This window comes from Luteolibacter rhizosphaerae (genome assembly GCF_025950095.1).
Classification (GTDB): domain Bacteria; phylum Verrucomicrobiota; class Verrucomicrobiia; order Verrucomicrobiales; family Akkermansiaceae; genus Haloferula; species Haloferula rhizosphaerae.
The window spans coordinates 46,467-71,969 of record NZ_JAPDDR010000001.1 but is presented as its reverse complement, the minus strand read 5'-3'; the positions used below and the strand labels follow the sequence as shown (position 1 = coordinate 71,969).

18 protein-coding genes are annotated in these 25,503 nt (G+C 63.9%); 10 read left to right on the top strand and 8 right to left on the bottom strand.

Annotation, left to right across the window (positions count from 1 at the left end; all coding sequences use genetic code 11):
• The first annotated feature begins 36 nt into the window (after positions 1 to 36).
• From hisS to OJ996_RS00225, 7 genes are all read left to right on the top strand, one after another.
• Positions 37 to 1,332, top strand: coding sequence for a histidine--tRNA ligase (hisS, locus tag OJ996_RS00255; protein ID WP_264509951.1), 1,296 nt, complete (start codon positions 37 to 39; stop codon positions 1,330 to 1,332).
• Positions 1,313 to 1,774: a GxxExxY protein gene (locus OJ996_RS00250; RefSeq protein ID WP_264509949.1), complete on the top strand. Its 462-nt coding sequence runs from the start codon at positions 1,313 to 1,315 to the stop codon at positions 1,772 to 1,774. The genes hisS and OJ996_RS00250 overlap by 20 nt, the downstream gene beginning before the upstream one ends.
• 145 nt (positions 1,775 to 1,919) lie before the next feature.
• Entirely contained in the window at positions 1,920 to 3,713 is a 1,794-nt protein-coding gene (aspS, locus tag OJ996_RS00245) for an aspartate--tRNA ligase (protein ID WP_264509947.1), read from the top strand.
• A gap of 87 nt (positions 3,714 to 3,800) precedes the next feature.
• Positions 3,801 to 4,187 (top strand): DUF3293 domain-containing protein, encoded by a 387-nt coding sequence (locus OJ996_RS00240; protein ID WP_264509945.1) that lies wholly within the window; start codon positions 3,801 to 3,803, stop codon positions 4,185 to 4,187.
• A 60-nt stretch (positions 4,188 to 4,247) separates the two neighbouring features.
• Entirely contained in the window at positions 4,248 to 9,260 is a 5,013-nt protein-coding gene (locus tag OJ996_RS00235) for a DUF1800 domain-containing protein (RefSeq protein ID WP_264509943.1), read from the top strand.
• A gap of 27 nt (positions 9,261 to 9,287) precedes the next feature.
• Entirely contained in the window at positions 9,288 to 10,742 is a 1,455-nt protein-coding gene (locus OJ996_RS00230) for a DUF1501 domain-containing protein (RefSeq protein ID WP_264509941.1), read from the top strand.
• A gap of 217 nt (positions 10,743 to 10,959) precedes the next feature.
• The gene (locus OJ996_RS00225) at positions 10,960 to 11,496 is read left to right on the top strand and encodes a hypothetical protein (RefSeq protein WP_264509939.1); all 537 of its coding nucleotides are present in this window, start codon (positions 10,960 to 10,962) and stop codon (positions 11,494 to 11,496) included.
• Between the two features lie 2 nt (positions 11,497 to 11,498).
• Here OJ996_RS00225 and OJ996_RS00220 read toward each other — a convergent pair whose 3' ends face one another.
• A complete protein-coding gene (locus tag OJ996_RS00220) occupies positions 11,499 to 12,281 on the bottom strand; it encodes a trypsin-like peptidase domain-containing protein (protein WP_264509937.1) in 783 nt (260 codons plus the stop codon).
• A gap of 147 nt (positions 12,282 to 12,428) precedes the next feature.
• On the opposite strand from OJ996_RS00220, the gene OJ996_RS00215 reads away from it, so the two are divergent.
• Positions 12,429 to 13,172: a hypothetical protein gene (locus OJ996_RS00215; protein WP_264509935.1), complete on the top strand. Its 744-nt coding sequence runs from the start codon at positions 12,429 to 12,431 to the stop codon at positions 13,170 to 13,172.
• A 1-nt stretch (position 13,173) separates the two neighbouring features.
• Here the strand turns inward: OJ996_RS00215 and mazG are convergent, their stop codons facing one another.
• Genes mazG through OJ996_RS00195 form a run of 4 tightly spaced genes read right to left on the bottom strand, consistent with a single transcriptional unit; the run spans position 13,174 to position 17,684 of the window.
• A complete protein-coding gene (gene mazG / locus OJ996_RS00210; protein ID WP_264509933.1) occupies positions 13,174 to 13,980 on the bottom strand; it encodes a nucleoside triphosphate pyrophosphohydrolase in 807 nt (268 codons plus the stop codon).
• Positions 13,977 to 14,864, bottom strand: a complete 888-nt coding sequence (locus OJ996_RS00205) for a rhomboid family intramembrane serine protease (RefSeq protein WP_264509931.1) — start codon at positions 14,862 to 14,864, stop codon at positions 13,977 to 13,979. The genes mazG and OJ996_RS00205 overlap by 4 nt, the downstream gene beginning before the upstream one ends.
• A gap of 52 nt (positions 14,865 to 14,916) precedes the next feature.
• On the bottom strand, positions 14,917 to 16,368 hold the full coding sequence (locus OJ996_RS00200; protein WP_264509929.1) for a GTPase/DUF3482 domain-containing protein: 1,452 nt from the start codon (positions 16,366 to 16,368) through the stop codon (positions 14,917 to 14,919).
• Complete coding sequence (locus tag OJ996_RS00195; RefSeq protein WP_264509927.1) at positions 16,353 to 17,684, bottom strand: DUF2868 domain-containing protein; 1,332 nt, start codon at positions 17,682 to 17,684, stop codon at positions 16,353 to 16,355. The genes OJ996_RS00200 and OJ996_RS00195 overlap by 16 nt, the downstream gene beginning before the upstream one ends.
• 309 nt (positions 17,685 to 17,993) lie before the next feature.
• Here OJ996_RS00195 and OJ996_RS00190 point away from each other — a divergent pair, with 309 nt between their 5' ends.
• Together OJ996_RS00190 and OJ996_RS00185 are read left to right on the top strand one after the other, a co-directional pair.
• Complete coding sequence (locus tag OJ996_RS00190; protein WP_264509925.1) at positions 17,994 to 19,037, top strand: c-type cytochrome; 1,044 nt, start codon at positions 17,994 to 17,996, stop codon at positions 19,035 to 19,037.
• Positions 19,034 to 20,563 carry a PQQ-dependent sugar dehydrogenase family protein gene (locus OJ996_RS00185; RefSeq protein ID WP_264509923.1) on the top strand — a complete coding sequence of 510 codons (1,530 nt, stop codon included), beginning with the start codon at positions 19,034 to 19,036 and terminating at the stop codon, positions 20,561 to 20,563. Before OJ996_RS00190 ends, OJ996_RS00185 begins: the two co-directional genes overlap by 4 nt.
• Before the next feature lie 292 nt (positions 20,564 to 20,855).
• Here the strand turns inward: OJ996_RS00185 and OJ996_RS00180 are convergent, their stop codons facing one another.
• From OJ996_RS00180 to OJ996_RS00170, 3 genes are all read right to left on the bottom strand, one after another.
• On the bottom strand, positions 20,856 to 21,494 hold the full coding sequence (locus tag OJ996_RS00180) for a carboxypeptidase-like regulatory domain-containing protein (RefSeq protein ID WP_264509921.1): 639 nt from the start codon (positions 21,492 to 21,494) through the stop codon (positions 20,856 to 20,858).
• Positions 21,495 to 21,570: 76 nt separating this feature from the next.
• Positions 21,571 to 22,197, bottom strand: coding sequence for a response regulator transcription factor (locus tag OJ996_RS00175; protein ID WP_264509919.1), 627 nt, complete (start codon positions 22,195 to 22,197; stop codon positions 21,571 to 21,573).
• Complete coding sequence (locus tag OJ996_RS00170; protein WP_264509917.1) at positions 22,194 to 25,304, bottom strand: ATP-binding protein; 3,111 nt, start codon at positions 25,302 to 25,304, stop codon at positions 22,194 to 22,196. Before OJ996_RS00170 ends, OJ996_RS00175 begins: the two co-directional genes overlap by 4 nt.
• Between the last annotated feature and the right edge of the window lie 199 nt (positions 25,305 to 25,503).

Below are 25,503 nucleotides of genomic sequence, written 5' to 3'. Positions count from 1 at the left end.
TACTTGGCCCCCTCCGTGCATCCTCGCCGCCCGCTCATGGCAGGGCCTCGTTTCCAAGCACTTCCCGGTTTCCGCGATTTCCTCCCGAAGGATGTCGCGGCACGAAACTATTTGTTCGAGACTTGGCGCTCCGTCGCCCGCCGCTACGGCTTCGTGGAATACGAAACGCCGCTGCTGGAAGACACCGCGCTCTACATGAAGAAGGCCGGTGGCGAGCTCAACTCTCAGCTCTTCCGCTTCGAGGACCAGGGTGGCCGCGACGTCACCCTGCGCCCGGAGGTCACCGCCTCGCTCGCACGCCTCGTCGCGCAGCACCAGCGGGATTTCCCGAAGCCGCTGAAGTGGTTCGAGATCGGCCAGTGCTTCCGCTACGAGAAGCCGCAGAAAGGCCGCGGCCGCGAGTTCTTCCAGTTCAACGTGGACATTCTCGGCGAGCCCGGCCCGCAGGCCGATGCCGAGCTGATCGCGCTGGCGATCGACACCATGCTCGCCTTCGGTTTCGAGGCGGGCGACTTCATCGTGCGTGTGTCCGACCGCCAGGCATGGCTCGACTTCGCCGCACAGCGCAGGGTGGCGGAGGAATCGATCCCGGATTTCCTGCAGATCATCGACAAGCTGGAGCGTGAGAAACCGGAGGTGGTGGAGCAAAAGCTCGCCGCGCTGGGACTCACTACCGCGGACGTCACGACCTTCATCGCGAATCCCGAGAACGCCTCCGCGGCCTTCGAGACGCTCCGCTCCGAGCTCGGCTCGCGTGGCCTCGGTGCCTACCTCTCGCTCGATCTCTCGATTGTACGAGGTCTGGCGTACTACACCGGCGTGGTCTTCGAAGTCTTCGACTCCAAGAAATCGATGCGCGCGGTGGCCGGCGGCGGCCGCTACGACACCTTGGTCGAAACGATCTCCGATGGCGGCGTCGACATGCCAGCCACCGGCTTCGCGATGGGCGACTACGTGATCCGCAATCTCATCGAGGAAACCGGCAAGACCAACCTGCTGATGCAAGCTTGGATCCAACGCAACGCGGCCGCTTGCGATGTCTATCTGGTCTTGGCCGACGACACCAAGCGTCCCGAGGCCCTGGAGATCCTGAGCGAACTCCGCAATGCCGGCATCTCCTGCGACCTGCCCTTCACCGCTCCCAAGGTGAACAAGCAGTTCCAGAATGCCGAGAAATGCGGTGCCCGCTTCGCCCTCGTCATCGGCAGCGAACTCCCGGAGCTCAAGCTGAAGGTCCTCTCTTCCCGCTTGGAAGAGAGCTGCCATGTCCTCGGCCTCGCCGAATGGCTCAGCGACCGTCTCAAGGAACCTGATGGTCCGCTGCTCGCGTAAAGGCAATCAACCGCAGACAAACCGGATGAACGCAGATGGACCATATGCCAAGGAAACCGAGACGATCATCGGTTGCGCCTTCGCAGTCCTGAATGACATGGGGCACGGCTTCCACGAGAAGCCGTATGAGAATGCCTTGGTCGTGGAATTCCGTCATTGGGGCATCGCCCACTCCCAGCAGCCTTCTTTTCCGCTGCTTTACCGCAACGAACGGGTCGGTGAATATATTCCCGACCTCATCGCCTTCGAGAAAGTAATCATCGATGCGAAAACCATCGATCGTATCACCAACCACGAAGTAGGAAGAATGCTCAATTATCTCAAGGCCACCGGTCTTCAGGTGGGCCTGATCCTCAACTTCAAGCGGGCAAAACTCGAGTTCCGCCGGGTCGCGCTCACCACATCACTCTCAGCCAGCGAAGAGCCACTCGACCTTCACTAGATCTTCAACCGCAGATGAACGGGATTCACGCAGATAAACAGCCGATGCCCCCGACCAAGTTTCTTATCCCTTCTTCTCCATCTGCGTTCATCTTGTTCATCTGCGGTTAAAACTTCATTCATCCACTAATCCCGGCCCCAAGCCCATGCGCACGCACCACTGCAACGAACTCCGCTCCGCCCACATCGGTGAAACCGTCACCTTGATCGGCTGGGTGAATACCGTCCGTGACCAGGGCGGCGTGATCTTCGTGGACCTGCGCGACCGCGAGGGCCTGACCCAGTGCGTCTTCCGCCCGGAAGAGAGCCCGGAAGCCGCCGCTGCCAGCCACAAGCTGCGCGGCGAGGACGTTGTCCAAGTCATCGGCAAGGTCGCAAAGCGCCTCGAAGGCACCGCCAACGAGAAGCTCGGCACCGGCGAGATCGAGATCGTTGCTTCCGAGCTCGTGGTGGTGAACAAGGCCGACGTGCTGCCCTTCCAGCTCGATAAGGAGCTGTCGAACGAGGACCTGCGCATGCGATACCGCTATCTGGACATCCGCCGCCCGCGGCTGTCCCAGAACCTGCGCACGCGCCACCGCGTGACCAAGACGACCCGCGACTTCCTGGACGAACAGGGCTTCTGCGAGATCGAAACGCCGATCCTTTCCAAGTCCACGCCCGAAGGCGCGCGCGACTTCCTGGTCCCGTCTCGCCTCCAGCCGGGCTCTTTCTACGCGCTGCCACAGGCGCCCCAGCAGTATAAGCAGCTGCTGATGGTGGGCGGGATGGAGAAGTATTTCCAGATCGCCAAGTGCTTCCGCGACGAGGACCTGCGCGCCGACCGTCAGCCGGAGTTCACTCAGATCGACATCGAGGCATCCTTCGTCGGGCAAGAGGACATCATCAAACTGGTGGAGGGCCTGATGGGCCGGATCTTCAAGGAAGCGCGCGGCGCCGAGATCCCCGCGAGCTTCGACCGCCTGACCTACCGTGAGGCGATGAACACCTACGGCTCGGACAAGCCGGACCGCCGCTTCGGGATGCATATCACCGACCTCGGCGATGTGTTCGCGAACTCAACCTTCAAAGTCTTCTCCGGCGCGCTGCAATCGGGCGGCGTGGTGAAGGCGATCAACGCGAAGGGCTTCTCCGGCATCACCACCGGTCAAGTGGAGGCGCTCACACAGATCGCGGTGCAGGCCGGTGCGAAGGGCCTCGCCTACATCCAGGTCCGCGGCGAAACCGTGGACACCTGGCGCTCGCCGATCACCAAGTTCCTCCAGCCGGAAGAGCTGGAAGCCATGAAGGCGAAGCTGAACGTCGAGACCGGCGACCTCATCCTCTTCGCCGCCGGGGAATGGGAACACTCCTGCGATATCCTGGGCCGGGTGCGCCTCGCCTGTGCCGGTTACCAGAACCTGCTCGAAGGAAACGAGGAACTGAACTTCCTTTGGGTAACCGAATTCCCGCTGCTGGCGAAGGACGAGGAGACCGGCCGCTTCGTCGCGGTACACCATCCTTTCACCCGCCCTCTCAAGGAAGACGAGGAGAAGCTGATGAACGGCGAGCTCTCCACCGAGCTGCGGGCGCAGGCCTACGACGTGGTGCTGAACGGCTATGAGCTGGGCGGTGGCTCGATCCGGATTCATGAGGCCCCGCTGCAGGCAGCCATGTTCAAGGCGCTCGGCATCTCCGATGAAACCGCCGCGGAGGAATTCGGGCACATCCTGGATGCCTTCCGCTTCGGCGCACCGCCGCACGGCGGCCTCGCACTGGGTCTGGACCGCGTGGTGATGCTCATCTGCAACGAGCAATCGATCCGCGAGGTCATGGCCTTCCCGAAGAACAACAAGGGCAGCGACCTGATGAGCCAGTCCCCCGCCGAGGTGGACCCGAAGCAGCTTCGCGACCTCCGCATCCAGACGGTGAAGAAGCCAGGCACCGCGGCGCAGGGATAAACTTTGGACGAGCAATCTCCAGAGCCAGCCCTGCGAAAGCGGGGCTGGCTCTTTTGCTTTTCACCCGTATCGGCAATTCATTTCCCCATGCCCTTCCCTCCCGAATACAGCAGCACCGTCTTCCTCCTCGTAGACTCGCCTTCTCCCCTGCCAGCGTCTTTCGCTATCATCACAGCGTGGAACCCGATGGACCGCCGGACTTCCGCAGAGGAAAATCAGGCCGCCGATGAGGATCTCAAAAGCTGCTTGGAGAATTCAGGCGTCATCCATTTCCGGGCCACGGGTTGCTCGCCGGATCTCGTCCACCGGGAAGAAGGCTGGGCGGCAGCGATCTCAAAATCGGACGCATTGGACCTCGGTCGGCAGTTCGACCAACGCGCCATCTGGTGGATCGAAGGCGACGAACTTCACCTGATCCGTTGTGCCGATGGACATTCCGAGATGCTCGGCTCCTTCTCCTCAAGGCTGGTATGAGCCGGTCTCGGCGCACTCCGCAAATTTAACAAAATCGCCTCATTTGAAGTTACGGAATCCTTGAATTGCAAAAAAAGCCCGGATGTGAAGGATCACGCGCCGTTGATCGCTCACCCGGTTCGTCGCCTGTTCCTGCTGCCGGTCCTCGTCTCCTTGGTGAGCCGTGGCCTTGGCGCGTCGTTTGATACCGTCTGGCAACTCGGTACCGATGACAATGCCACGGCGCCCTTCACCGTGGAGGTCAACGGCCCGAACAACCCGCCCGGTTCGGCGACGGTGAAGGACGACGACTACCACTTCCCCACCGAGCCGATCGCGAATTTCGAGCGCACCATCTCGCAGGGCGATCCGCGCAAGCGTGTCCACTTCGCGCTCACCGCAGCCCAGGCATCTTCCGCCAGCCGCCTGAAGATCACTGTGGACCTCTTCGGCGGCGGTGCTTGGACCGGCCAATCGGTTCCCGGCTTCTCCAATCACAACGTCGCCATCACCGTGAACGGCAAGCCGGTCGGCGGCGGGAATAACCTTACTTGGAACACCACGCTGGTCTTCACGGTGGCTGCTTCCGCGGTGAATGCCTTCGCGGGGAATAACATCCTTCAGATCGAGCGCACGGGTGGAGGCACCGGTGGCTATATCCAGTTCGACTACCTTAAGTTCGAGGCGGACGCCGATGCGCTTTCCGATGCGGATGGCGACGGCATCCCGCTGTGGTTCGAGGAGGACTTCGGACTGAATCCCGCCGCGAACGATTCAGCACCGGATACCGACGGGGACGGCCTGAGCAACCTCCAGGAGTTCCACGCCGGCACCAACCCGACCGATCCGGATAGCGACAACGACGGCATCCCGGACGGCGCGGAGACGCTGACCAATTCGCTCCTACGGGATACCGATGGCGACGGCCTGTCCGATGGAGAGGAACTCGCGCACGGCATCGATCCCCTCGCGAAGGACAGCGATGCGGACGGTCACGCGGACAACCTCGAGATCGAGCACGGGACTGACCCGGTCGATGATGCATCACGGCCCTTCAACTTTCCGAACGCGGTCGGACTGCAATTCATCTCGGAAGGCCTCGCCTCCGCCGCGCTGCCCAGCCACGAGCCCGCAGGTTACTTCCGCCTGCCTTGGTGGAACGTCACCCCGGGCCTGCCCGCGTGGCGCACTTCCGGCACCACACTCAGCGGCAGCATGACCGCGCTGAAGAACAACCGCGGCCAGACCACCAGCATCGGCGCCGCGTGGACCTACCACTATGCCCAGAACGGTCTGCACAAGGGCCCCGATGACGAGAAGCTCTTCTCCGGGATGATCCGCAGCGAGAACAACGGCAGCGTGATCACACCCGCCGCGGTGAATCTCACGGGCATCCCCTACGCCAGCTACGACCTCATCGTCTACATCGGGGCGATCTATCCGGACAATCCCGCGGACGAACAGCAGCACCGCCGGATCGGCTACGTGCAGCGCGGCACCGAGCAAGCGAGCCGCCGCTACTTCGGTGCGGCTTCCGCGCCGCCTTTCCTCAAGTTCACCGAGGCGACCAGCACGACCGCAGGCGACTACAAGCCCGCCAACTATGTGCGCTTCCGCAATCTCAGCGGAGCCACCCAGAGCGTGTCCGTGCAATCGCCCCAGGTGAATACGCCGGTCTGCATCCATGGCTTCCAGATCATCGACATGGTGATCGATAGCGACGCCGACGGGATGAAGGATTCGACCGAGGTTGAGTTCGGCTTCAATCCCTTGGTTCAGGACGCGAGTGCCGATGCCGACAACGACGGTCTCTCCAACAGTGCGGAGATCGCCGCGGGCACCGACCCGCATGATCCGGATACGGACAAAGACGGCTTGAAAGACGGTCAGGAAGCCGCGCACGGCACCTCCCCGCTGAATCCGGACAGCGATGGCGACACCCTGACCGATGGCAGCGAAGTGACCGGAGATCCTTTCCCCTCCCTGCCGAATGATGCCGATAGCGACAACGACGGCTATTCCGATGCCGTTGAGCGTCTCTACGGCTCGAACCCGATGTCGGCCACGAATTTCCCGCCCAGCGTACCGCAGTGGAATGCAGCGACGAACACTTGGCGCTGGCGCATCGATAACGTCCGGCTGCTCTGGAACCACTCCCAATCGATGCTCGGGGCCATCGCTGAGGATGAAGCGATGCTTTGCGAAGCCGTCGCCCAGATCAACGCGGGCGGCTGGAGCAAGCAGGTCGGCATCGGCCTGCGCTATGTAAACGGCAAGCTCGTCCACCGCTTCCGCTGCATCGAGGGCGTCTTCCATCTGTCCGGCCAGCCCGCCACCGGCTTCTGGGACAGCGATTGGAATGGCACTACCGACCGGACCAAAAGCTATGGTTTCAGCGGCTTCGGCGAGGCGGATGACTCCAAGCCCCTGCGGATGGAATTCACCGCGGTCCGCGCTGCGAACGGCAGCAACTCCTGGACCCTGAACTTCGTTCTCGCGGATCTCACCGATCCCGGCAATCCGGTCCCGCTTGCTTCGAAGACCTGGCCGAATGCCGTCGCCGCCGACGCCTCGCTGATGAGCGGGAACACGAATTGGACCAACGCCAGCGGCACCCCCGGCGCCTTCGATGTGCTGATCGAGCCCGGCGTGCAGGCCTTCATCACTCCGAATGCCGTCGGCACTCCGGATGCGGATAGCGACGGCATGCCCGATGCCTGGGAGAACCAGCACAGCTTCAATCCCGCCAGCGCCAGCGACGCCACCCTTGACGCCGATTCCGATGGCTTGAGCAATCTGCGCGAGTTCTTGGCGGGCACCGATCCTCGGGACAGCGACAGCGACAATGACGGAGCCAGCGACGGGGTGGAGCTCACCCACGGCTCCAATCCTTTGGCAGCCTCCAGCAAACCCGCGGGCTACGACCTCACCGCCAGCATCTCCGACCTCGATGGAGACGGCCTCTCCGATGCTTGGGTTCTCTGGAGCGGCGGCATTCCCCGCGCACCGGGCGCCGATGACGATGGTGACGGCATGACCAACCTGGAAGAGAGCCAGGCTGGCACCGATCCGGATGATTCATCTTCACGCTTCGACCTCAGCTCGGCATTCAGCGGCGACGACCTGCATCTCTCCTGGACCGATCTTCCCTTAAAGGCCCATGCGGTGCAGAAGAGCGAAACGCTCGCCTCATGGCAGGCTCTTGCCGGTCTCCCCGCCCCCACCATCTCGGGCGGCAAGCGTCACCTCGTGATTCCTGCCAACCTGCTCGCAGTGGGTAAGGGTTATCACCGCGCCACCATCAATCCTCTCGATAGCGATGGCGATGGCGTCGAAGACTGGACCGAGGTGAATGTCACCGGCACTTCGCCCACATCCGCCACCTCCGGCGGCCAGACGATCACCCGTGCCAATGGCCAGCCGCTCTCCGGTGATGCAGTCGCGCTGCTAGAGCGCATGCAGGGCTCCGCGTCCGCCGGTGGCACGCCGGGCACCAGCACCGCCGCTACGCCGTCCGCGACGAATGCCGCCCGCTTCCTGATGCAGTCCACCTTCGGCCCCACGGCGGAAGACATCGCGCAGGTCCGCTCGCTCGGTTTCTCCGCGTGGATCGATCAGCAGATCGCGCTGCCGGTCTCCACCCTCACGCCTTACATCAAGCAGATCAAAGCGGACGCCGCGGGCCCGCAGGTCGATCCCACCTACAATCTCAACACGCTCGATAACTTCCTCTTCGGCAACAACGTCACCACTCCCTTCGCGCGCAATGCCGTGGGAAAGCCGGACCAACTCCGTCAGCGTGTTGCCTTCGCCCTCTCCCAGATCCTCGTCGTCTCGCGCCGCGATGCGAACTTGGAGGAAAAGCCCGAGGGCATGGCGAACTACTACGACATGCTTTCCCGGAACGCGCTGGGCAACTACGGCGACCTGCTCTTCGACGTCGCCCTCCATCCCGCCATGGGCTGGTACCTCAGCCACGCGGGCAACCAGAAGCCCGACCCCTCCATCCCGCGCTATCCCGACGAGAACTTCGCCCGCGAGCTGATGCAGCTCTTCAGCATCGGCCTCTGGGAACTCAACCCCGATGGCAGCCGCAAGCTCGACAGCCACGGCGAACCGATCCCGACTTACGACAACGGCGACATCACCGAGCTCGCCCGCGTCTTCACCGGCCTCTACTTCGTCTCCCCTTATGGTTGGGGCGGCGGCGGTTGGGACGATACCCATCTGACCCAGCCGATGGTCATGCATGCCGATCGCCATGACTTCGGCACGAAAACCTTGCCCGGTGGCTTCGTCGTGCCCGCCCGCGAAGAGAACGAAGCCAATGGCATGCAAGACGTCCGCGACGCGGTGGACGCCATCTTCCGCCATCCGAACACCCCCGTCTTCGTTAGTCGCCAGCTCATCCAGTTCCTCGTCACCGACAATCCCTCGCCCGCCTACATCAAGCGCGTGCAGGATGTCTTCGTGAACGATGGCAGCGGCACCCGCGGCAATCTCGCCGCGGTGGTGAAGGCCATCCTGCTCGACCCGGAGGCGCGCTCGCAACCGCTTGCCCCCGGCTCCGGGAAGGTCCGCGAACCGGTCGTCCGCACCATGCACCTCGGCCGCCTCTTCAAGCTCGCCGAAGCCCACCCCGACTTCGTGTGGTGGAACTGGCAGGAGAACTTCTACGGCTTCGCCAAGCAGGAGCCGCTCAATTCACCGAGCGTCTTCAACTTCTACACCCCGGTCTACCAAGCCCCCGGTGAGATCCGCAATGGCGGCATGGTCAGCCCCGGCTTCCAGATCATCGATACCTACTCTTCCGTGTCCTTTCCGAACCTGATGTGGAAATACCTCCACCAGGGCTTCACCTCGGCTTGGGAGTGGAACTACACGCTCGACTACGGCGATTCCCTCCTGCTCGCGGACAACCCCGCCACCTTGGTCGATCACGTGAATCTACTCGTTTGCGCGGGTTCCATGACCACCCGCACCCGCGGCATCATCCTCGCCGCCATCTCAAGCTCTCAGCTCACCACGAAGGACCGCGTCGCCCTCGCCGTGTGGCTCGCCATGTGCTCGCCGGAGGGCACGGTCCAGCGCTGATCTTCTCCACATCTCTCTCACATCTTCATGCGTTCCCGCCGCCAATTCCTTGGAGAAGCCAGTTGCGCCGCCATCGGTTCGACCTCGGTGCTCTCCACCCTGCTGAACCTCACCATGGCGAATCACGCCGCGGCACAGGGCGGCTTCGGCGGCCAGCGCAAGTCGCTCGTTTGCGTCTTCCTCGCCGGCGGCTGCGATACCTTCAACATGCTGATTCCCCGCACCGGCAACTACGCCGAGTATGCGGCCTCGCGCTCGAATCTCGCGATTCCTCAAGCCCAGCTCCGGACTCTCACTAACACCAACTACGGCCTGCATCCCTCCTGCCAGCGGCTGGCGGAGATGTTCAACGGCACCGGCCCGGGCATCCTCGCCGGAAAGAAGCGCGTCTCCTTCCTCGCCAACGTCGGCACCCTCATCGAGCCGATCACCAGCAAGCAAGCCTACCTCAATGGCAGCGTCGCCCTGCCCAAGGCCCTCTTCTCCCATCGCGACCAGATCGAACAATGGCAGACCTCCGTGCCGCAGGGCATGCAGGTGCTCAGCGGTTGGGGCGGTCGCGCCGCGGACGTGATCCACTCCACGCTCAATACCGAGCAGACCGCCGGCTACTACATGCCGATGAACTTCTCCGTCGCAGGGAATTCCGCCTTCCAGATCGGCCAGAGCGAGGGCCAGTTCGTCATCACCGGCGAGGGCGCGCTCGGCTTCACCGGCGCCGATGGCAATTCCCCGCTGCACAATGCCAAGGACCAGGCGATGCGCGACATCATCGCCAGCCCGCTTGAGGACCATTACAGCAATCTCTTCCACCGCACCCACGGCCGCATCACCTCGAACAGCATCGAGCGCGGTGCCGAGTTCCAGCAGCACTACGCGGCGCCGGGCACCTTGAACGGCCAGAACGTGGCCACCGTGATCGCGAACGCCCCCTTCCCGAATCACTACATCTCCGGGCAATTTCGCGCAGCGGTGAAAACTATCGCGATTCGCCAGCAGCTCAAGCTCGCCCGCCAGACCCTCTTCATCGAATTTGGCGGCTGGGACCACCACGCCGAGCTGTTAGAAAATCACGGCAACATGCTCGCGGTGCTGGACGGTGCCCTCTACGCCTTCCAGACCTGCCTCGAAACCCTCGGCCTGGCGAACGACGTGATCACCTTCACCGCCTCCGACTTCGGCCGCACCCTGCGCTCGAACGGCCAAGGCACCGACCACGCCTGGTCCGGCAACCAGATCGTCATGGGCGGCCCGCTGACCGGCGGCCAGGTCCGCGGCAGCTACCCCTCGCTCGTCATCGACGGGCCCGACGACATCGGTCGCGGCGGACGCATCTTCCCGAAGCTCTCCGCCGACGAATACTTCTGCGAGCTGCTCCGCTGGTTCGGTGTCACCGCTGGAGACATGGACAGCGTGCTGCCGAATATCCGGAACTTCTACGATCCCGCCAGCTCCACGCATCCGGTTGGCTTCCTCGCCTAGCAGCCCGGCCCCGGGCGGCGCATGCGTCACTCAAGAATCGGCTGGCAAGCCCCGCCCGGTCCGTTAGCCTGCCGGTACCCATGAGTGCTGCAAAACCCGGCATGCTCTCCGTGAGGGAGAAAACCGCTGCCCTGCGGACCAAACCCACCGGTTGCTCCGTGCCCTTCCCACCCCGGATGGCGGGATCACTGTGCCGTCTTCCCGAGCTACGGTGCCCATGAAGCGGATTCGCGTCCTTCTCTTTCTCGTTCTGCTCGCGGCAGTCGGCGCCTTGCTCTGGCTCGCCTGGCGGGAGGATGCCGCCATGCCCGCATCCCCGCCGCCGCCCGTGGCTATCCGCCCGACAAACCGGATTGAGTTCCCCGTGCCGCCGCAGCCCAGCGCCGCCGAGTCCATCCTCGATGGCTACGGCGACCCCGCCTCACCTCCCATCGAGGATCTCCGCAAGATCCACCGCGTGGTCACCGGCTACTTCTCGGTGGTGAAGGACGGCAGCCGCCACCCCATCGGCGGCAATCCCGATCTCGCCGCCGCCCTCCGCGGGGACAACCCAAACCGCGAAATCTTTGTTAGAGAAGACCACCCCATCTTCGGCAAGGATGGCTCGATCATCGACCGCTGGGGTTCGGCCGTCGTCGTCCACCCGGAGGCCTACCGCCAGCTCGCCCTGCGCTCATCCGGCCCGGACCGCTCGCCTTACACGGCGGACGATCTCGTCCTCAGCCCTTCCGGCGTCCAGCAACCCGCCCGCTAGCACTACTTCTCCGCCGCCAGAGCGAGCGCTTCCCGCACATAGCTGGCATGCAGGATGATCCCCATCCCGAGCGGATGCCGCACCATGCGCTCCTCGAACTCGCTCTTCACCTTGTCCTCATGGTGATGCTGCGCGATCACGATTCCCGCCACCCGCGGATGCCCGTCAGCGCCCGGGATGAATACCGGCCCGCCGCTATCCCCCGCAAAGGTGGTGAAGTCACCGAGGAAGGTCGGATGCGTCTTCACCGGCAGCAGCGGCGGACTCGCGAAGATCCCCTGCCGCGCCACCGGAAAGCCCGCGCCGTTCGCCTCGAACCGCTGCGGATAGGTCAGCAGGAACAGTGGACTGCAAATGTGCACTCCCGCCGCCTTCAAGGCCGCCTCATCTAACAAAGCTCCTTCCGCCAGCGGCGTCACCGACACCGGCAGCGCACCCTCGATCTTCAGCACCGCCACATCCTGGTCCTTGTGCCTCACCCATAGCGGCTTTTCTCCCTCGCGAATCTTCAGCGTGTGATCCCGCCGCAGATACGAGCCGTCCTCCTGCGCCTCCCGCAGCACCAGGATCGCCGTCTCCCCTTTCGTCCGCTCCACCGTGTGCGCCGTCGTTACCAAGTACAACGCCTTATCCGGAGCCGCACGCTTCACTAGGAAGCAGGTCGAGGTCGAATCGTCGTGGAAGAACTTGAAGGTCGCCTCCACCATCTCCGAGGCGAAGTCCGCGGCACGTACGGGCAACACCACGGAGAAGAACACAAGCAAGACGATCAATATCCGTTTCATGGCAAGGGATGGCTTCAACGCGCCGACAAGCGTTAGCCTTACACCGCTTGGCGCTCATTTTCCAGAGACGCGCTGCAAGACAATCCAGCGCCAGTCTTTCGCAAGCCCGCGGAAGCGCGACACGCGGGCGCTGCCTAAAGTCGCACCATGTCCGGAACCATTCACGCCAAGTCCGCCGGCCCCGCCTACCGCCTGCAAGGCCCCACCCCGCACTTGCTGAATCTCCTCTGCCAACTCGGCGAGGGCACCCTCGTCCTGAAGCAACAGGGCCTCAGCCTCGCGAAAACCTGCAGCTTCGGCCTCTGCGTCGCCGATGGCCGCGGCGGATGGAATCTACTGCGCGATGCCATCAGCGGCTTGGAAAGCGATCTCCAGCAAGCGCACCACGTCTATCTCCTGCCCGATCCTGATGACTTCGTTCCCCTCCTCGCCACCGCCCGCCCCGGCGGGGAGATCGACCTCTCCATCCGTCTCGAACACCAGCGCTGGGACTCCCGCCTCATGCGCTCGATCATCGAAGGTTTCCGAGGCATCCCCATCGAGGCCCGCGAAGGCCGCCGCCTCCACGCCGGTGCCTGGCTCGATGACTGGCATCACACCTCGCCGGCCAGCACCGGCATCCCTTGGGAGATCCTCTCCGCGCTCGATGCCTGCCGCTGCCTCGAAGTCGAGGTCTGCTCCGGCCTGCACCGCGCCACCGCCGCCTTCCGTCCCGCCTTCCTCGATTCGGAAGGCGCGGTCCTCCGCATCGCGGATTCACAGCGGAAGAATGTCGTCTTCGCGGACGCCGCGGCCCCCGGCTTCCGCTGGATGAGCCTTGCTCCTGGCCACCTGAAGATCCGCGCGGAAATCCTCCCGCTCGCCGATCAGATCGCCCTGCCCGCCGCCTGATCTATCGCGCCTTCTTCGCTGCCTCCCAGGCATCGTCCATCTCGGACTCGCTCGCCTGCTCCAGAGTCTTCCCCTTCGCTTTGAGCCGGCTCTCCATCTCGTTGAAGCGTCGCTCGAACTTCTCGTTCGCCGCCGCCATCACCACCTCCGGATCCAGCTTCCGGAAGCGCGCCAGATTCACCACCGAGAACAGAAGGTCACCCAGTTCCTCATCCACCGCAGCCAGGTCCTGCTCGTCCACCGCGGCTTCAAGTTCGAGAATCTCCTCGCGGATCTTCGCCAGCACGCCCGTCTGCGTCGGCCAATCGAATCCCACCTTCGCCGCCTTCTTCTGCAGCTTCGAGGCCCGCAGCAGCGCGGGCAATCCTTTGCCCACCCCGTGGAGATAAGGCTGATCCGTCGTCCCTTTCTCGCCCCGTTTGATCTCGTCCCACTGCTGAAGTACGGCGTCCGACGTACCGGCACTGGACTCCCCGAATACATGCGGATGACGCCTCACCAGCTTCTCCGAGATCCCCCGCGCCACATCGTCCAGATTGAAGCGTTTCGCCTCCTCCGCCAGTTCGCTGTGGAAGATCACCTGCAGCAGCAGGTCACCGAGTTCCTCTTCTAGATGCTCCATGTCGCAGCGCTGGATCGCATCCACCGTTTCGTAGGCTTCCTCGATCAGGTTCGTCACCAGGCTCCCGTGAGTCTGCTCTGCATCCCAAGGACAACCTCCGGGCGCGCGCAAGCGGTGCATGATGGCGCGCAGCCGTTCCATCTGGCGGCCCGGCTCGCGGCATTCGATCATCTCGGCGTCAGTCATCGGTCTTTCTTGGATTTCCCAGCTTCGTTCAGGATCTCTTTCTCCTTCGCGGTCAGGCTCTGGATTCCCTCGCGGTTGATCTTGTCGAGGATGCGGTCCACCTCGCTCGCTGTCGCGATCTCCAATTTCGTGCGCGGCGCGAGCTTCGACCTCGTCTTCGGCTTCCGCTTGAATTCCGGGGGATGCAGGATCTTCGATCCTTTCGCTCTCTCCCCCTTCCGCAGCAGGAAGGGATACTTCACCAGCAGGAATCCTAGGATCGCGCCGCCCAGATGCCCGGCCTCGCCGCCCGCGTTGTCAAACATCGCATCCCCCGAGAGCAAGCCGCCGATGATCACCAGCACCGAAATGCCCAAGAGAATCAGCGCCAGCTTTCTGACCGTGAGCGTGAAGGGGATCAGGAAGAGCTGGAGCTGCACCTTTGGATCGATCACCGCCGCACCCACGAGGCAGCCGTAGATACCAGCCGAAGCCCCGACCAGGCTCCCGCCCGGCATCACAATCCCCAGCCCGCCCAGCAGCGTGTAGAGCAGCGCTCCCCCTGCTCCGCAGATCAGGTAGTAGGCGGTGAAGCGGCGGCTCCCCCACCAACGCTCCAGCCAAGGGCCGAAGGTATAGAGGGCAAAGCAATTGAAGACCAAGTGCCCCGGACTCCCGTGCAAGAACTGGAAGGTCACCAGCTCCCAGATCTTTCCTTGGCCAAAGGCCGTGGCGACTTGGAACGCGAGAATCCGCGAGATCGCCTCCTGCAGGATCAACCAGTCCACCACGAAGATCACGATGATCGCCCACAGAAGGAACTTCGTCACCGGCGGCATGCCCGGCCCTTGCCTGGCGTAGCGTGCCTCTTCGTCGCGAAAGTAATCCCTGTCAGAGCTTCCCATCCGCCGCAGGGGGTAACACGGCCCCCGGCGCTCCGCAAGGACGGGACAATCGTTAGACCTCGCCCTCCGCCTCCTCCAGCGCCTTCACCAGTTCGGCGAAGACCTCCGGCTCCTTGCCCCGGTCGGGCGAACCCTTCAGGCAACTCGCGAACCACTTCTGCAAAAGCGCACGTCGAGCTGCGGGGAAATTGCGCACCAGGCTCTCCTCATCCTCCAGATCCAACGCGGCCTCATCCCGCCTGCCGTGCGCCCGCGCAAGAATTCCCCGGTGTCGCAGCAGCATCGAGTCCAGCAGCACCCACGCGAAATTCGGGCTCTCCGGCGGACCTGCTTCCAGCGCTTGCCCGTCGCTCTGGATCTTGCCCAGACCCACGCCCTTGATCCGCAGCTCCGGCAGCGCGCCGCCCTTGAAGAACGCCGCTGTTCCACCACCGATCGCCCCGATCACCGTGCCCGCGCCGAGACTGTGCACGCCCACCCCCAGATCGAAGACCGCACCCGCGGCACCGCCGGCCACCGCTCCGGCAGCCGCCAGTTGCCAGCGGTTCAGGCCCCACTTCCGCCAGGTTTCCGCCATCGCCAGGTTCAGCCCGCTATGGCGCTCCGGGTCCACTTCCGCCTTCAGCAAGTGGTGGCGGTAGGTCTTCAGCAAGCGCTTCAGGCAGGCCTGCTCCAGATCGGCCAGCTTCTTGAAGTACCGCTCTTCCAGCTCCGCCCGCTTCTTTTCCCCGCGGGAGGGCACGCTGCGGTCGCGCACGTCGATCGGCTCGCTCACCCGCAGGGTCAGTGACTTCTCCAGGAAATCCAAAATCGCTTCCGCCGCTTCTTCGCGGCGCTCGTCCATCTCGTTTGCCATCGCGTCGATCACCCGCTGGATGTGCTTCGCGTGGTGTTCTTCGATTTGCAGCAGGGACTCCAGCAGGCGGCGGCGCTCGTCATAGCGCGCCCGGTGTGCATCGAAGCTGCGCACCAGGTTGAAGGCCGTTCCCAGTCGCTCGCGCCACTCGCGTTCCAGCTCGGGGCTGGGTTCGGACTGCGGATTCAGCAGTGCCAGACGCGGCCGACCGGTCCAACGCAGGATCTCGATCTCCGCCAGGAAGGTATCCCGTAGCGGCCGACAGGGATCCACCACGTAGATCACGCCCGCCCCCTCCACCAGCGGCTCCAGCAGGCGCACCTCATCGGGGAAACGCTGGCGGCACTCGCGGGTGAAACGCGCGATCTCCGCCGGCCCCGGCACCCCGCTCCCGGCCAGCTTCTGGATCTCGCGCATCGCCTCCACCGGCTGTTGGAAGCCGGGAGTATCCAGGAAGCGCATCAGCTCCTCCCCATCGTAGCTCACCGGCAGCGGCAGCACGTTGGTCGTCTCACCCGGGGTCGCGCTCACCCGCAGGAGCTCGTCGTCATCGATCTCCAGCAGCGTCGCCAGCGTGGCGGATTTGCCCGCGTTCACACGGCCCACCACGGCAAATGCGGGGATCTCGTCGCTCAGCCAGGTGCCCATGTGCGGTCCTCTTCGTGGATGCTTAGCTCGACATCAAGGCCCTTCTGTCCGTCCAGGAAAGCTTCCCAGGCGGCGCGCTCGTCCGCCTTCACCTCACGGGGCCGCCCCTGCTTGTCGAAATCGGCGATGTGGATCACCAGCCGGCGGCCTCCCGCCGCCTCCAGCACGCGCTTCAGGGTCTCTTCCATCCGCCGTGGCGCCAGCGACCAACCTTCGGCTACCAGCACGATTCCCGCCGGGGCCTTGCCCAGTGCGGTCCGCGCGGACTCCTCGCGCCCCGTGTCGAGCACATCGAGCGTCTCCCAAGCCACCGGATTCATCCGCAGGTGGCGCAGGAAGAAAGGTCGCAGAGCCCCGCGGTCCGGCGAGATGCCTCCCAGATCAATCACCAGCGCGCCATCCGCCGGTCTTTCCGGCTCGCTCCCGCGTCGCACCCCGGTGAGCACCCGCCACAGCTTGCGGTGCAACGGCGCTTGGAAGGCGGGATCGCGCAGGGTCCGCCGTTCCTTGAAGACCGCGAAATTCGCCAGCACCCAGCGCGGCAGGATCCCCCACACCATCAGCGCCAGCAGCAGGAAATACATCCAGTCCGCCCCGCCGCCTTCCCAGCCCGCCTCACGGCGGCTGGCAGCGATGTTCGGCACCGCGCGCGGCTCGAACCATGCCCATGGGGCCGAGAGGACCTTCACCGCCGTGCTCAGGAATTCCTGCATCGCGGTCTCGGTCGTGGTCTCCCAGAAGAAGCCCACACGCCGGAAGAAATAGAGCACGGAGAGCGCGATGAAGGCGCCGAAGTGGTAGTCCGCCGCCGCCTTCTGCGTGCGGGATGCGATTCGCCAGCCCAGCGCCCGGGCCAGCTCGGGGTTTCCCTCGATCCGCGCCATCACCTCGCGCCCCTTCTCGCCGGAGAACCGGTTCGCCAGCTTCTTCAGCAGCGGCCCCGCCATCCCGCCGCTGGACGGGCGGAAAATCCACGCCAGCAGCCCGGCCAGCAGGATTAGCCACGGGATGAAGAGCGTGACGCAGAGGAAGACCACCACGTGGATCCCCTCCCGCTCCATGTCGTAGCACCCCCATGCCGCACCGAAGCCCGCCATCGTCGCGGCGATCGCCAGCAGGCGGCTCGCCCAATTCAGCGCGGACACCCACGATCTCCCCGGCCCCGGCTCCGCAGACTCCTGCCAAGCCTTGAAGGTAGCGCTTCGGGATTCGCCCTCGCTCAGCCCCTCCGGACGCGAACTTCCGTCCCAAGCCGCCAAGGCGACTTCGAAGTCGATCAGTTCGTCCAATTTCCACCGCCCGCCGGAGCCGCGCATCGCGGGCAAGTCTCAGCGCGGATTCGCACGCGGCCAAGCCCGAAGAACGAACGACTTCCCCACCTCCGCATGCTCGCTTCCACCCGGAAGCACACCATTCTCCCGACGCACATGCCTTTCCTATCCGCGAAATCCGCGCCATCCGCGGTCTCCCCCTCAAGAACTCCGCGCTCCTCCGCGACCTCTGCGCCTCCGCGGTAGCCCTATCCACCGTCCACAATCTTCCATCTCTCCTTGCTGACTCATTCGGGTAGGTGCGTTGTCTGACAAATTCTGCCATCATGCCCCGTCCTCATTGCTGACTTCCTCATGAGTAAAACCCTGCTCCTTCTCGGCCTAGGCCTCTTGCCCGCATGGGGCGAACAGCTTCTGACTTACGACAACCGCCCGCTTGGCAAGGCCGACGAGCCCTTGGTGCTGAGCACCTACCTGCCGGATGTCGGGCTCGATGCCGCGGTCTTCTCCCAGCACCACGACAGCGCCCCGGCTCCGAAATATAACCCCGGCAAGGGCGAGGACGTTCCCGGCGAAGAGAAGCCCATTCCCGCCATCATCGCTGCCTACGCGGTCAGCTTCGGCCCCGGTCTCGCTTACACCTTCGACACCACGGAGTGTCGGCCGCTCTACGCCTGGCAGGGTGGCTTCCTCGACATGACCGCCTACTGGGGCGACCAGAAGCGCGGCTCCCGCGTCTCCTTCGACTACATCCCGCGCCTCGTCGGCACCCTCTTCTACAAGGCGGAGGGCAAGCACCCGCTCTCGATCGATGGCAAGGGCGTCGATGAACTCGGCGGTCCGACCTATGTCGGCTATAGCTTGGTAAAGGGCACTCCTCGCTGGGAGTTCAAGGCGGGGGCACACACTGTCACCGTGCTGATGAAGCCCTCCGCCAAGGAACTCTCCTACGAGGCGGAAGTGACCTGCGATCCTCCGGCACCGCTCGCGTGGCGTGAGGGTGGTTTCGTCGCGGAAGGTGAGGGCAAGCTCGCCTTCACTTATAGCGGCAAGTCGCTGAGCACCCACCAAGGCTACAAGGTGCAGATCGACCTGCGGAAGCCGAACGTCCAGGCCGGCGAAACCCTCTTCAACAACTACGGCTGCATCGGCTGCCACTCCCTTGATGGCTCGAAGGGCCACGGCCCCTCCGTCGGCGGGCTCGCCGATCACATGGTCGAACTTGAAGGCGCGGACTCCGTGAAGGCGGATCGCGAGTATCTGCTCGAATCGATCAAGAACCCGAACGCGAAGATCGTGAAGGGCTACCCGCCCAACTACATGCCCCCCTTCGGCCTGCCCGAGGTGGAATACGATTCCCTCGTTCTCTTCATCCAATCCCTCTCCAAGCCCGAGTGAAACCCGAAACCATGACTCACAAGCCATTCGCGTCCATTCGCGCCCGTTCGCGGTTTCTTCTTCTCGCCCTCATCGCGACCACCGCTTCACCGGCAGCAAGCTTCGACGATTGTTACAAGGTCGAGAACATCGACCTCCCCTCCGGCGTGCCGCCGGAAGTCGGCGGCATCGACTTCGCCCCGGATGGTACGCTCTACGTCGTGCTTCGTCGCGGCGATGTCCTGCGCGCCAAACCAAGCTCCGATGCGAACGGCTTCCAGTGGCAGCTCTTCGCCTCCGGCTTTCACAACGGCTGCGGAGTGGATGCCGTGACCGCCGACAAGATCCGCATCACACAGATGGCGGAGATGACCGAGGTGGAGGATACCGACAAGGACGGCAAGGCCGATCGCTTCACCCGCTTTGCCGCCGGCTGGGGCCTGAGTGGCAACTACCACGAGACCAATACCCTGGCGAAGGACGGCAAGGGCGGCTACTTCATCTCCATCGGCACCGCCTCGCACGCCGGCCCCACCTTCCAGCATGTGCTGGGCGACTACTCCGCTGCGGGACGTCGCGGCCGCAATTACGCGTCCGTGAAGTGGAAGGGCTGGATCCTCCATTCCGATGCCAAGGGCACCGTCACTCCGGTCGCCAGCGGCTTCCGCATGGCCAATGGCATTTACCAAGACCCCGATGGCAACCTCTGGGCCGGTGACAACCAGGGCGATTGGAAGGCGATCACCCCGCTCTATCATGTCGAGAAGGGCAAGTTCTATGGCCATCCCAGCAGCCTCGTTTGGGATGAGGCATGGAAAGACAAGGATCCGCTCGCGACCTACCGCAAGGATCTCGACGCCTACAACAAGGCTCGCACCAAGGCCGCCGTGGAGATGCCGAACCAGGAAATCAACCGCTCCGCCGGGGAGCCGATGGAACTTCCCCGCGATGAGTCCTTCGGTCCCTTCGCCGGGCAACTGCTCGTCCCCGACAACAACGGCGAACGCATCTCCCGCGTGATGCTGGAGAAGGTGAACGGCAAGTTTCAAGGCGCCGTCACCCACTTCATCCAGAACCACGGCCTGCGCTCCGGCAACCACCGCCTCCGCTTCTCGCCCGATGGCAAGCAGCTCTACGTCGGCCAGACCGTCCGCGGCTGGGGCACACCCGCCGAAGGCCTCCAGCGCATCACCTGGAAAGGCGGCATCCCCTTCGATATCGAGAGCTTCAAGATCACGAAGAAGGGCTTCACCCTCACCTTCACCAAGGACATTCCGGACAAGCTCGAGGACAAGGACGCATGGAAGTTCTCATCCTTCACCGTCCAACCCAAGTGGACCTACGGCAGCGATCCCGAGAACCAGCGCGACCACGGCGTGAAGTCGATCAAAGCCATCGGCAAGCGCGGCATCGAAGTCGAACTCGACGATTTCTCCGCCGGTAAGATCTACAAGCTGGAACTTCCGAAGGATCTCAAATCGAAGGACGACAAATCCCCCCTCCAGAACCGCCTCGCCTTCTACACCGCCAACGAACTCCCGCAGTAACCTCGCGCAGCGGAAGGACTCTCGTCCTTCCGGCTTCTCGCCTCCGCTCCCCATCACCGCCGTCCCCTGAGTTCTCGCCCCCCCCGGGACCGCGGATCTTCAGTCCGCTTGGACGGTCGAGCGAAGCACCTCTCACTCCCCATCACACCCTCGCTGTAGCGGAAGGACTCTCGTCCTTCCGGCTGCTCGCGCCTCCGGCTTCAAGGCGCCATCCCCTATGCTCTCACGCCTTCTCGCCCGGAGCCACAGATCCGCAGGCATCCCCCTCTGAGATCTCAGATCATCCTCACCCTCATTCCTCCTCGGACAGACGGATCGTCACCGGAAACACCGGCCGCTCCTCCTGGCTCAGTCCCCGCTGCGTCTCATTCATCCCCCGCTCCCGCCAGCTCGCGAGAATCGAGTGTCTCTCCCCGCCCTTCAAGTTGACCCCTCTCAGCCAGAAACTCCCGTTCTCCTCCGTCTTCCCTGCCAGCGTGGGCGCCTCCTTGGAACTCGTTACCCAGATCTCGGCTCCTCCCGCCGGACTACCGTCCGCCTTCACCACATGGACCATCCCCCCGCTCGCAAAAACGGGGCCTGTGGGCTTAAAGAAGAAGAGCGAATTCACCACCGCCAGCAGCAAGGGCAGCAGGGCCATCCCCAGCACTATCCCCCGGCTCCGATAACGCGGCGCGATCAAAACCGCCACCAGCGCAAGAACCGGCGGCGCCCAGAACACCCGCCAGTAGGGATGATTGTTCGGCCCGAAAAGCTCCGGATCTAGCGCGGAAGCCATCCCCGCCATCAGCATCACCCATAGGTTCACCACGATCAGCGGTAGCGCCGCCAACGCAGCCACCGCCGCAAGGAAAACGGCCAGCACGAAGCGCCACGAGGTTCCGTGCCCGCGCGAAACAGCCTGAACCGACTGCAAGGGTTCTACATTCATGGGAGATCTAACTACCGGTCAGATAGCATAACTCTCCCGCCGGTGAAATCCTTAATTCCGCGGAGCCCTGCCCGCCTCACTTCGGCCCGCGCAACTTCAGCGCCGCCTCGGTCCGCGTCCGCACATGCAGCTTCGCGTAGATCCGCTTCAGGTGCCAGCGCACCGCTTCCACGGACACCCCGAGACGCTCGGCGATCTCCTTGTTGATGAAGCCGTTCGCCACCAGCTCGAGCACTTCACGCTCCCGCACGGTCAGGTTGTCCACCTCTGCCGCCGTCGTTGACTGCTCGCGGAAGTGATGGATCACCTTGCGCGCGATCTCGCCGCTCATCGGAGCCCCGCCCTGCTGCACGTCGCGGATCGCCGCCAGCACCTGGTCCGGCGCGGACCGCTTCAAAAGATATCCGGAAGCCCCGTTGCGCAGCGCGCTGAAGATCCGGTCGGGATCCTCATACACCGTCACCATGATGATCTGCACGTCCGGCAGCAGCTTCTTCAAACGCCCCGCACACTCGATCCCCGACATCCCCGGGAGCTGGATGTCCATCAGCACCACCTCGGGCGCGTGCTTCGGTAGCTGCGCCAGCGCCTTCTCCGCAGTATCGCAGGAGCACACGCAGCGGAAATCCGGCGAGAGATCAATGATGGTCGCCAGCCCTTCGCGGGTGGTTTTGCTGTCTTCGACGATTCCAACTTTGGTCATGCGTGGCTCCTTTCCAAGGGGAGACTGAATCCGACCGTGGTGCCGCGGCCGGGAGTGCTGCTGATGCGGCAGGCGCCGCCAAGTTTTTCCATTCTCTGCTTCATACCCGTGAGCCCGTCGCTACCGGGGGCGGCCGCTCCGGGGGCGAAGCCTTTACCGTCATCCGCGAGGAGGACTTGCAGGTCTCCGCCCGCGACTTCGATGATCAATCGCACTTCGCGGGCTCCGGAGTGGCGGACAATGTTATTCAAGGCCTCCTTGAAGGCGAGGAAGATATCGTGCCGCTGGTGCGATCCCAGCGGATGCTCCGCCACGCTGTCCGCGATTTGCAGGCGACAAGTGATGCCCGCGATCTCCAAGAATCGTTGCGCAAAGAGCGAAAAGTAACCGGCGAGGTCAGCCACCGAGTCGTAGCGCGGATTCACTGCCCAGACGATTTCATCCAGCCCGGTGACCAGAGCGCTGCACACGTCCCCGAGTTGTTCGAGGTAGCCCTCCTTCTTTTCGGAAGGCACCGCCGGATTTTTCACCAGCGAGGTCAGGATCCCCGCTTCGGTCAGGCCCGAGCCGAGTTCATCATGGAGATCCTGCGCCACCCGCGTCCGCTCCTGCTCAAGGGCACGATGCCGTTCGACCAACTGGCGCTCACCGATTTCCGCCTCAAGCTGGCGGGTTCGCAAGTTCACCGTGCGCCGCAGCAGCAGCACCCAGATCAAGGCCATGCACAAGCCACCGGCCAGGATCGCAATGGTGGCGATCGTATGACGCCGCGTCCACCATGGTCCGCGTTGCAGCACGACGAGGTCCTGCGCCCCGTTAAGCAAAAGCTCGAAAGGTTCCGCCGCGCTGCCGGGGCTATCCGCCGCAGAAGTCACGTAAGTCCCCGCCAGCTGGAGCAAGCTGCCGCGCTGGAAGGGCTTGCGCTCCCGATCCGTCGTGGCCGCGACCCGCGCAATAAAGCGGGTCTCCCCCGCCTGCATCTCCAGCACCCGCTCTTCCTCGCGCATGGAATCGCTCAGGAGCCGGGCCTCGATCGTCACCCGCGTCGCATCCAGCCGCGGATTCGGCAGTGCCTCCGCAGCCACTTTGACCGGCGCGGGCAAGGGGGCCAGACCGGCCCGCCGCAAGTAAGCCTCCAGCAGCATCGGCGAAGGTCCGCCTACCCGCGGGAAGCCCGCCGCCTCCACCTTTTCACCCGGAATCAGCACCGGCGAATCCCGGCTCACCACTCGGAAACCCCGGCTGCCATCCCACAGGAAGAATTCCGGCGGACGCGCATGCAGCAAGGTCCCGCTCGTCCTCACCCGCTTGAAGAGACCGGTATGCGAAGTGAAAAGCAGCAGGTCCGCAGCAGGGAGCGAATCGGTGGCGAAGGGATCCGCGGGTGCCGGCGAATCCACCGCCATGATGGCATTTCCCATCTGGCATACCCCGGCATTCACCCGGCTGTTACTATCCCAGTTCGCCGTGAATACGCCACGCAAGCGCACCACGCTGCCGGGCAGCGCTTGCCGCTCGGCTTCGCTCATCTCGCGATAGGGTAGCGAGTAGACCGTGTTGTCGTTGATCCGCACCTGACCGTCCCGGGTCAGCAGGATCAGGTGAGTCGCTTGCAAGGACACCACTACACCCTCGAGCTCCACCCACTCCGCATCCAAGCTACCACTGGCAATCTGCTCCCAAGTCGGCCGCACCGCCTCCGGCATCGGCGCACTTCCCAGATAAGACGCTCGGTCCGCATACAGCATCGGCGAGAAATCACCCGGGTCGGTCACCCCTTCCAGTTCCCACAGCTCCCCCGCACGCGGTGCCACGCCCGAAGGTGAGGGCGTGTAGCGGACATAGATCCCGCCGGTCGAATCCTGGATCACTAGGAAATGCTCCCCCGCCATCGTCACCACCCCGCGGATACGCGCTCGATACGCCTTCTTCGCCTCCTCCGGCTTCAGCCGCCTTACCTGTCCTGCGCGCGTCAACAGCTCCTCATGCCCGATCGAATCCCCGGTGATCTGGAGCTGGCTCGAGTCCGGAACGATGACGCCCTCGCTCCGCCCGACTCCCAGCAGCTTCACCCGCCGGTGTTCCAGATCATCCGGCTTCAACTTGCCGGGATCCATCACCGTGACCCGGAAGCTCGAATCCTCCCCCGCCAACTCAAGCTCGAGCAACCCGCGCGAGAGCGTCGCGAAGGTCACGTTGCCCTCACCCTCCACCCACGATCCCCGCGTCGTCGAGGAAGCACCCCGCCAGTCATCCGGCCGCGGCGGATTCGCAAACTCGTCCGGGATAATCGAAGCGGAAAAACGCGGATCCCCGACGAACAGCCGCGATCCGTCATCCGAGCTCATCCGGAAATTGTAGATCCCCGCGGTCTCGATCCGGATCCTCCCCGTGAAACTCAATCCGACATTGCTCGTGCGCGGTGCCACCCCGATGTCGATCACCGGGCTCACCCCCTCGCTTGCCGGCTCCGTGGTGTCGATCTCGCCCACCTCGATCCAGCGGTCCCGCAAGTACGACTCATATCGTAGCCCGGGCTCGAGCTTGCCGTCCTTGCCATCATGGAAGAGCACGCCCGCCGGCACCTTCTGCATCGGGATACCCGGCCCCTCGTATTCCAGCGAGAGCCCGGAGAGATTCAGCCCGTTGAACCAATCCACCCGCAGCGGCTGCTCGCCCTTGCGCAGGTAGATCGTGTTCGCCCGCGCCAGCTCCGCATGGTGCCCCTCGATCTCGATCAGCGGTGCCGTTCCAAGGTGAATCGCATAGCGCCCCCGCGCCAAGGGACATTGGTCACCTTCCAACAAAATCCTCTTCCCCGGACTGATCCCCTTCGGCAGCGAAGGACAATCCAGCAGCAGCGTGTCCGATTCATCCTGCAGCGCCACCAGCCGCCCATCGCTCGAAACCCCGCAGACGATTCCCTCCAAACGATAGCTCGCATTCGCACGACCGCTCCCCGCCACCGCCAGCCGCATCTCCGCCAGTGACAGGAACTTCGGCGTGTAGATCGGCGCCTCTTCCCCTCGCCCGGTTCCCAGCAAGCACAGCAATGCCAATCCCCCGCCGACACGGCGGATCACACGGAGAAAGGAATTGGCAGCCATCTTGGGTTCTATCGCGCACCGCATTTTCGCGGCGTGCCGTGACTCAGCAATACACGGCCCGCTCAGAAAATGAAATCCTTCACCTGCCGGGCAAGGCAGCGCCGCGCGGCCGAACGGATTTCTACCACCTCGGGTAGTGGCCTCTTCTCCAAAGATCGGCATAGGGTATCAATGCTATCTCCGGGTTCCCTCGTAATAA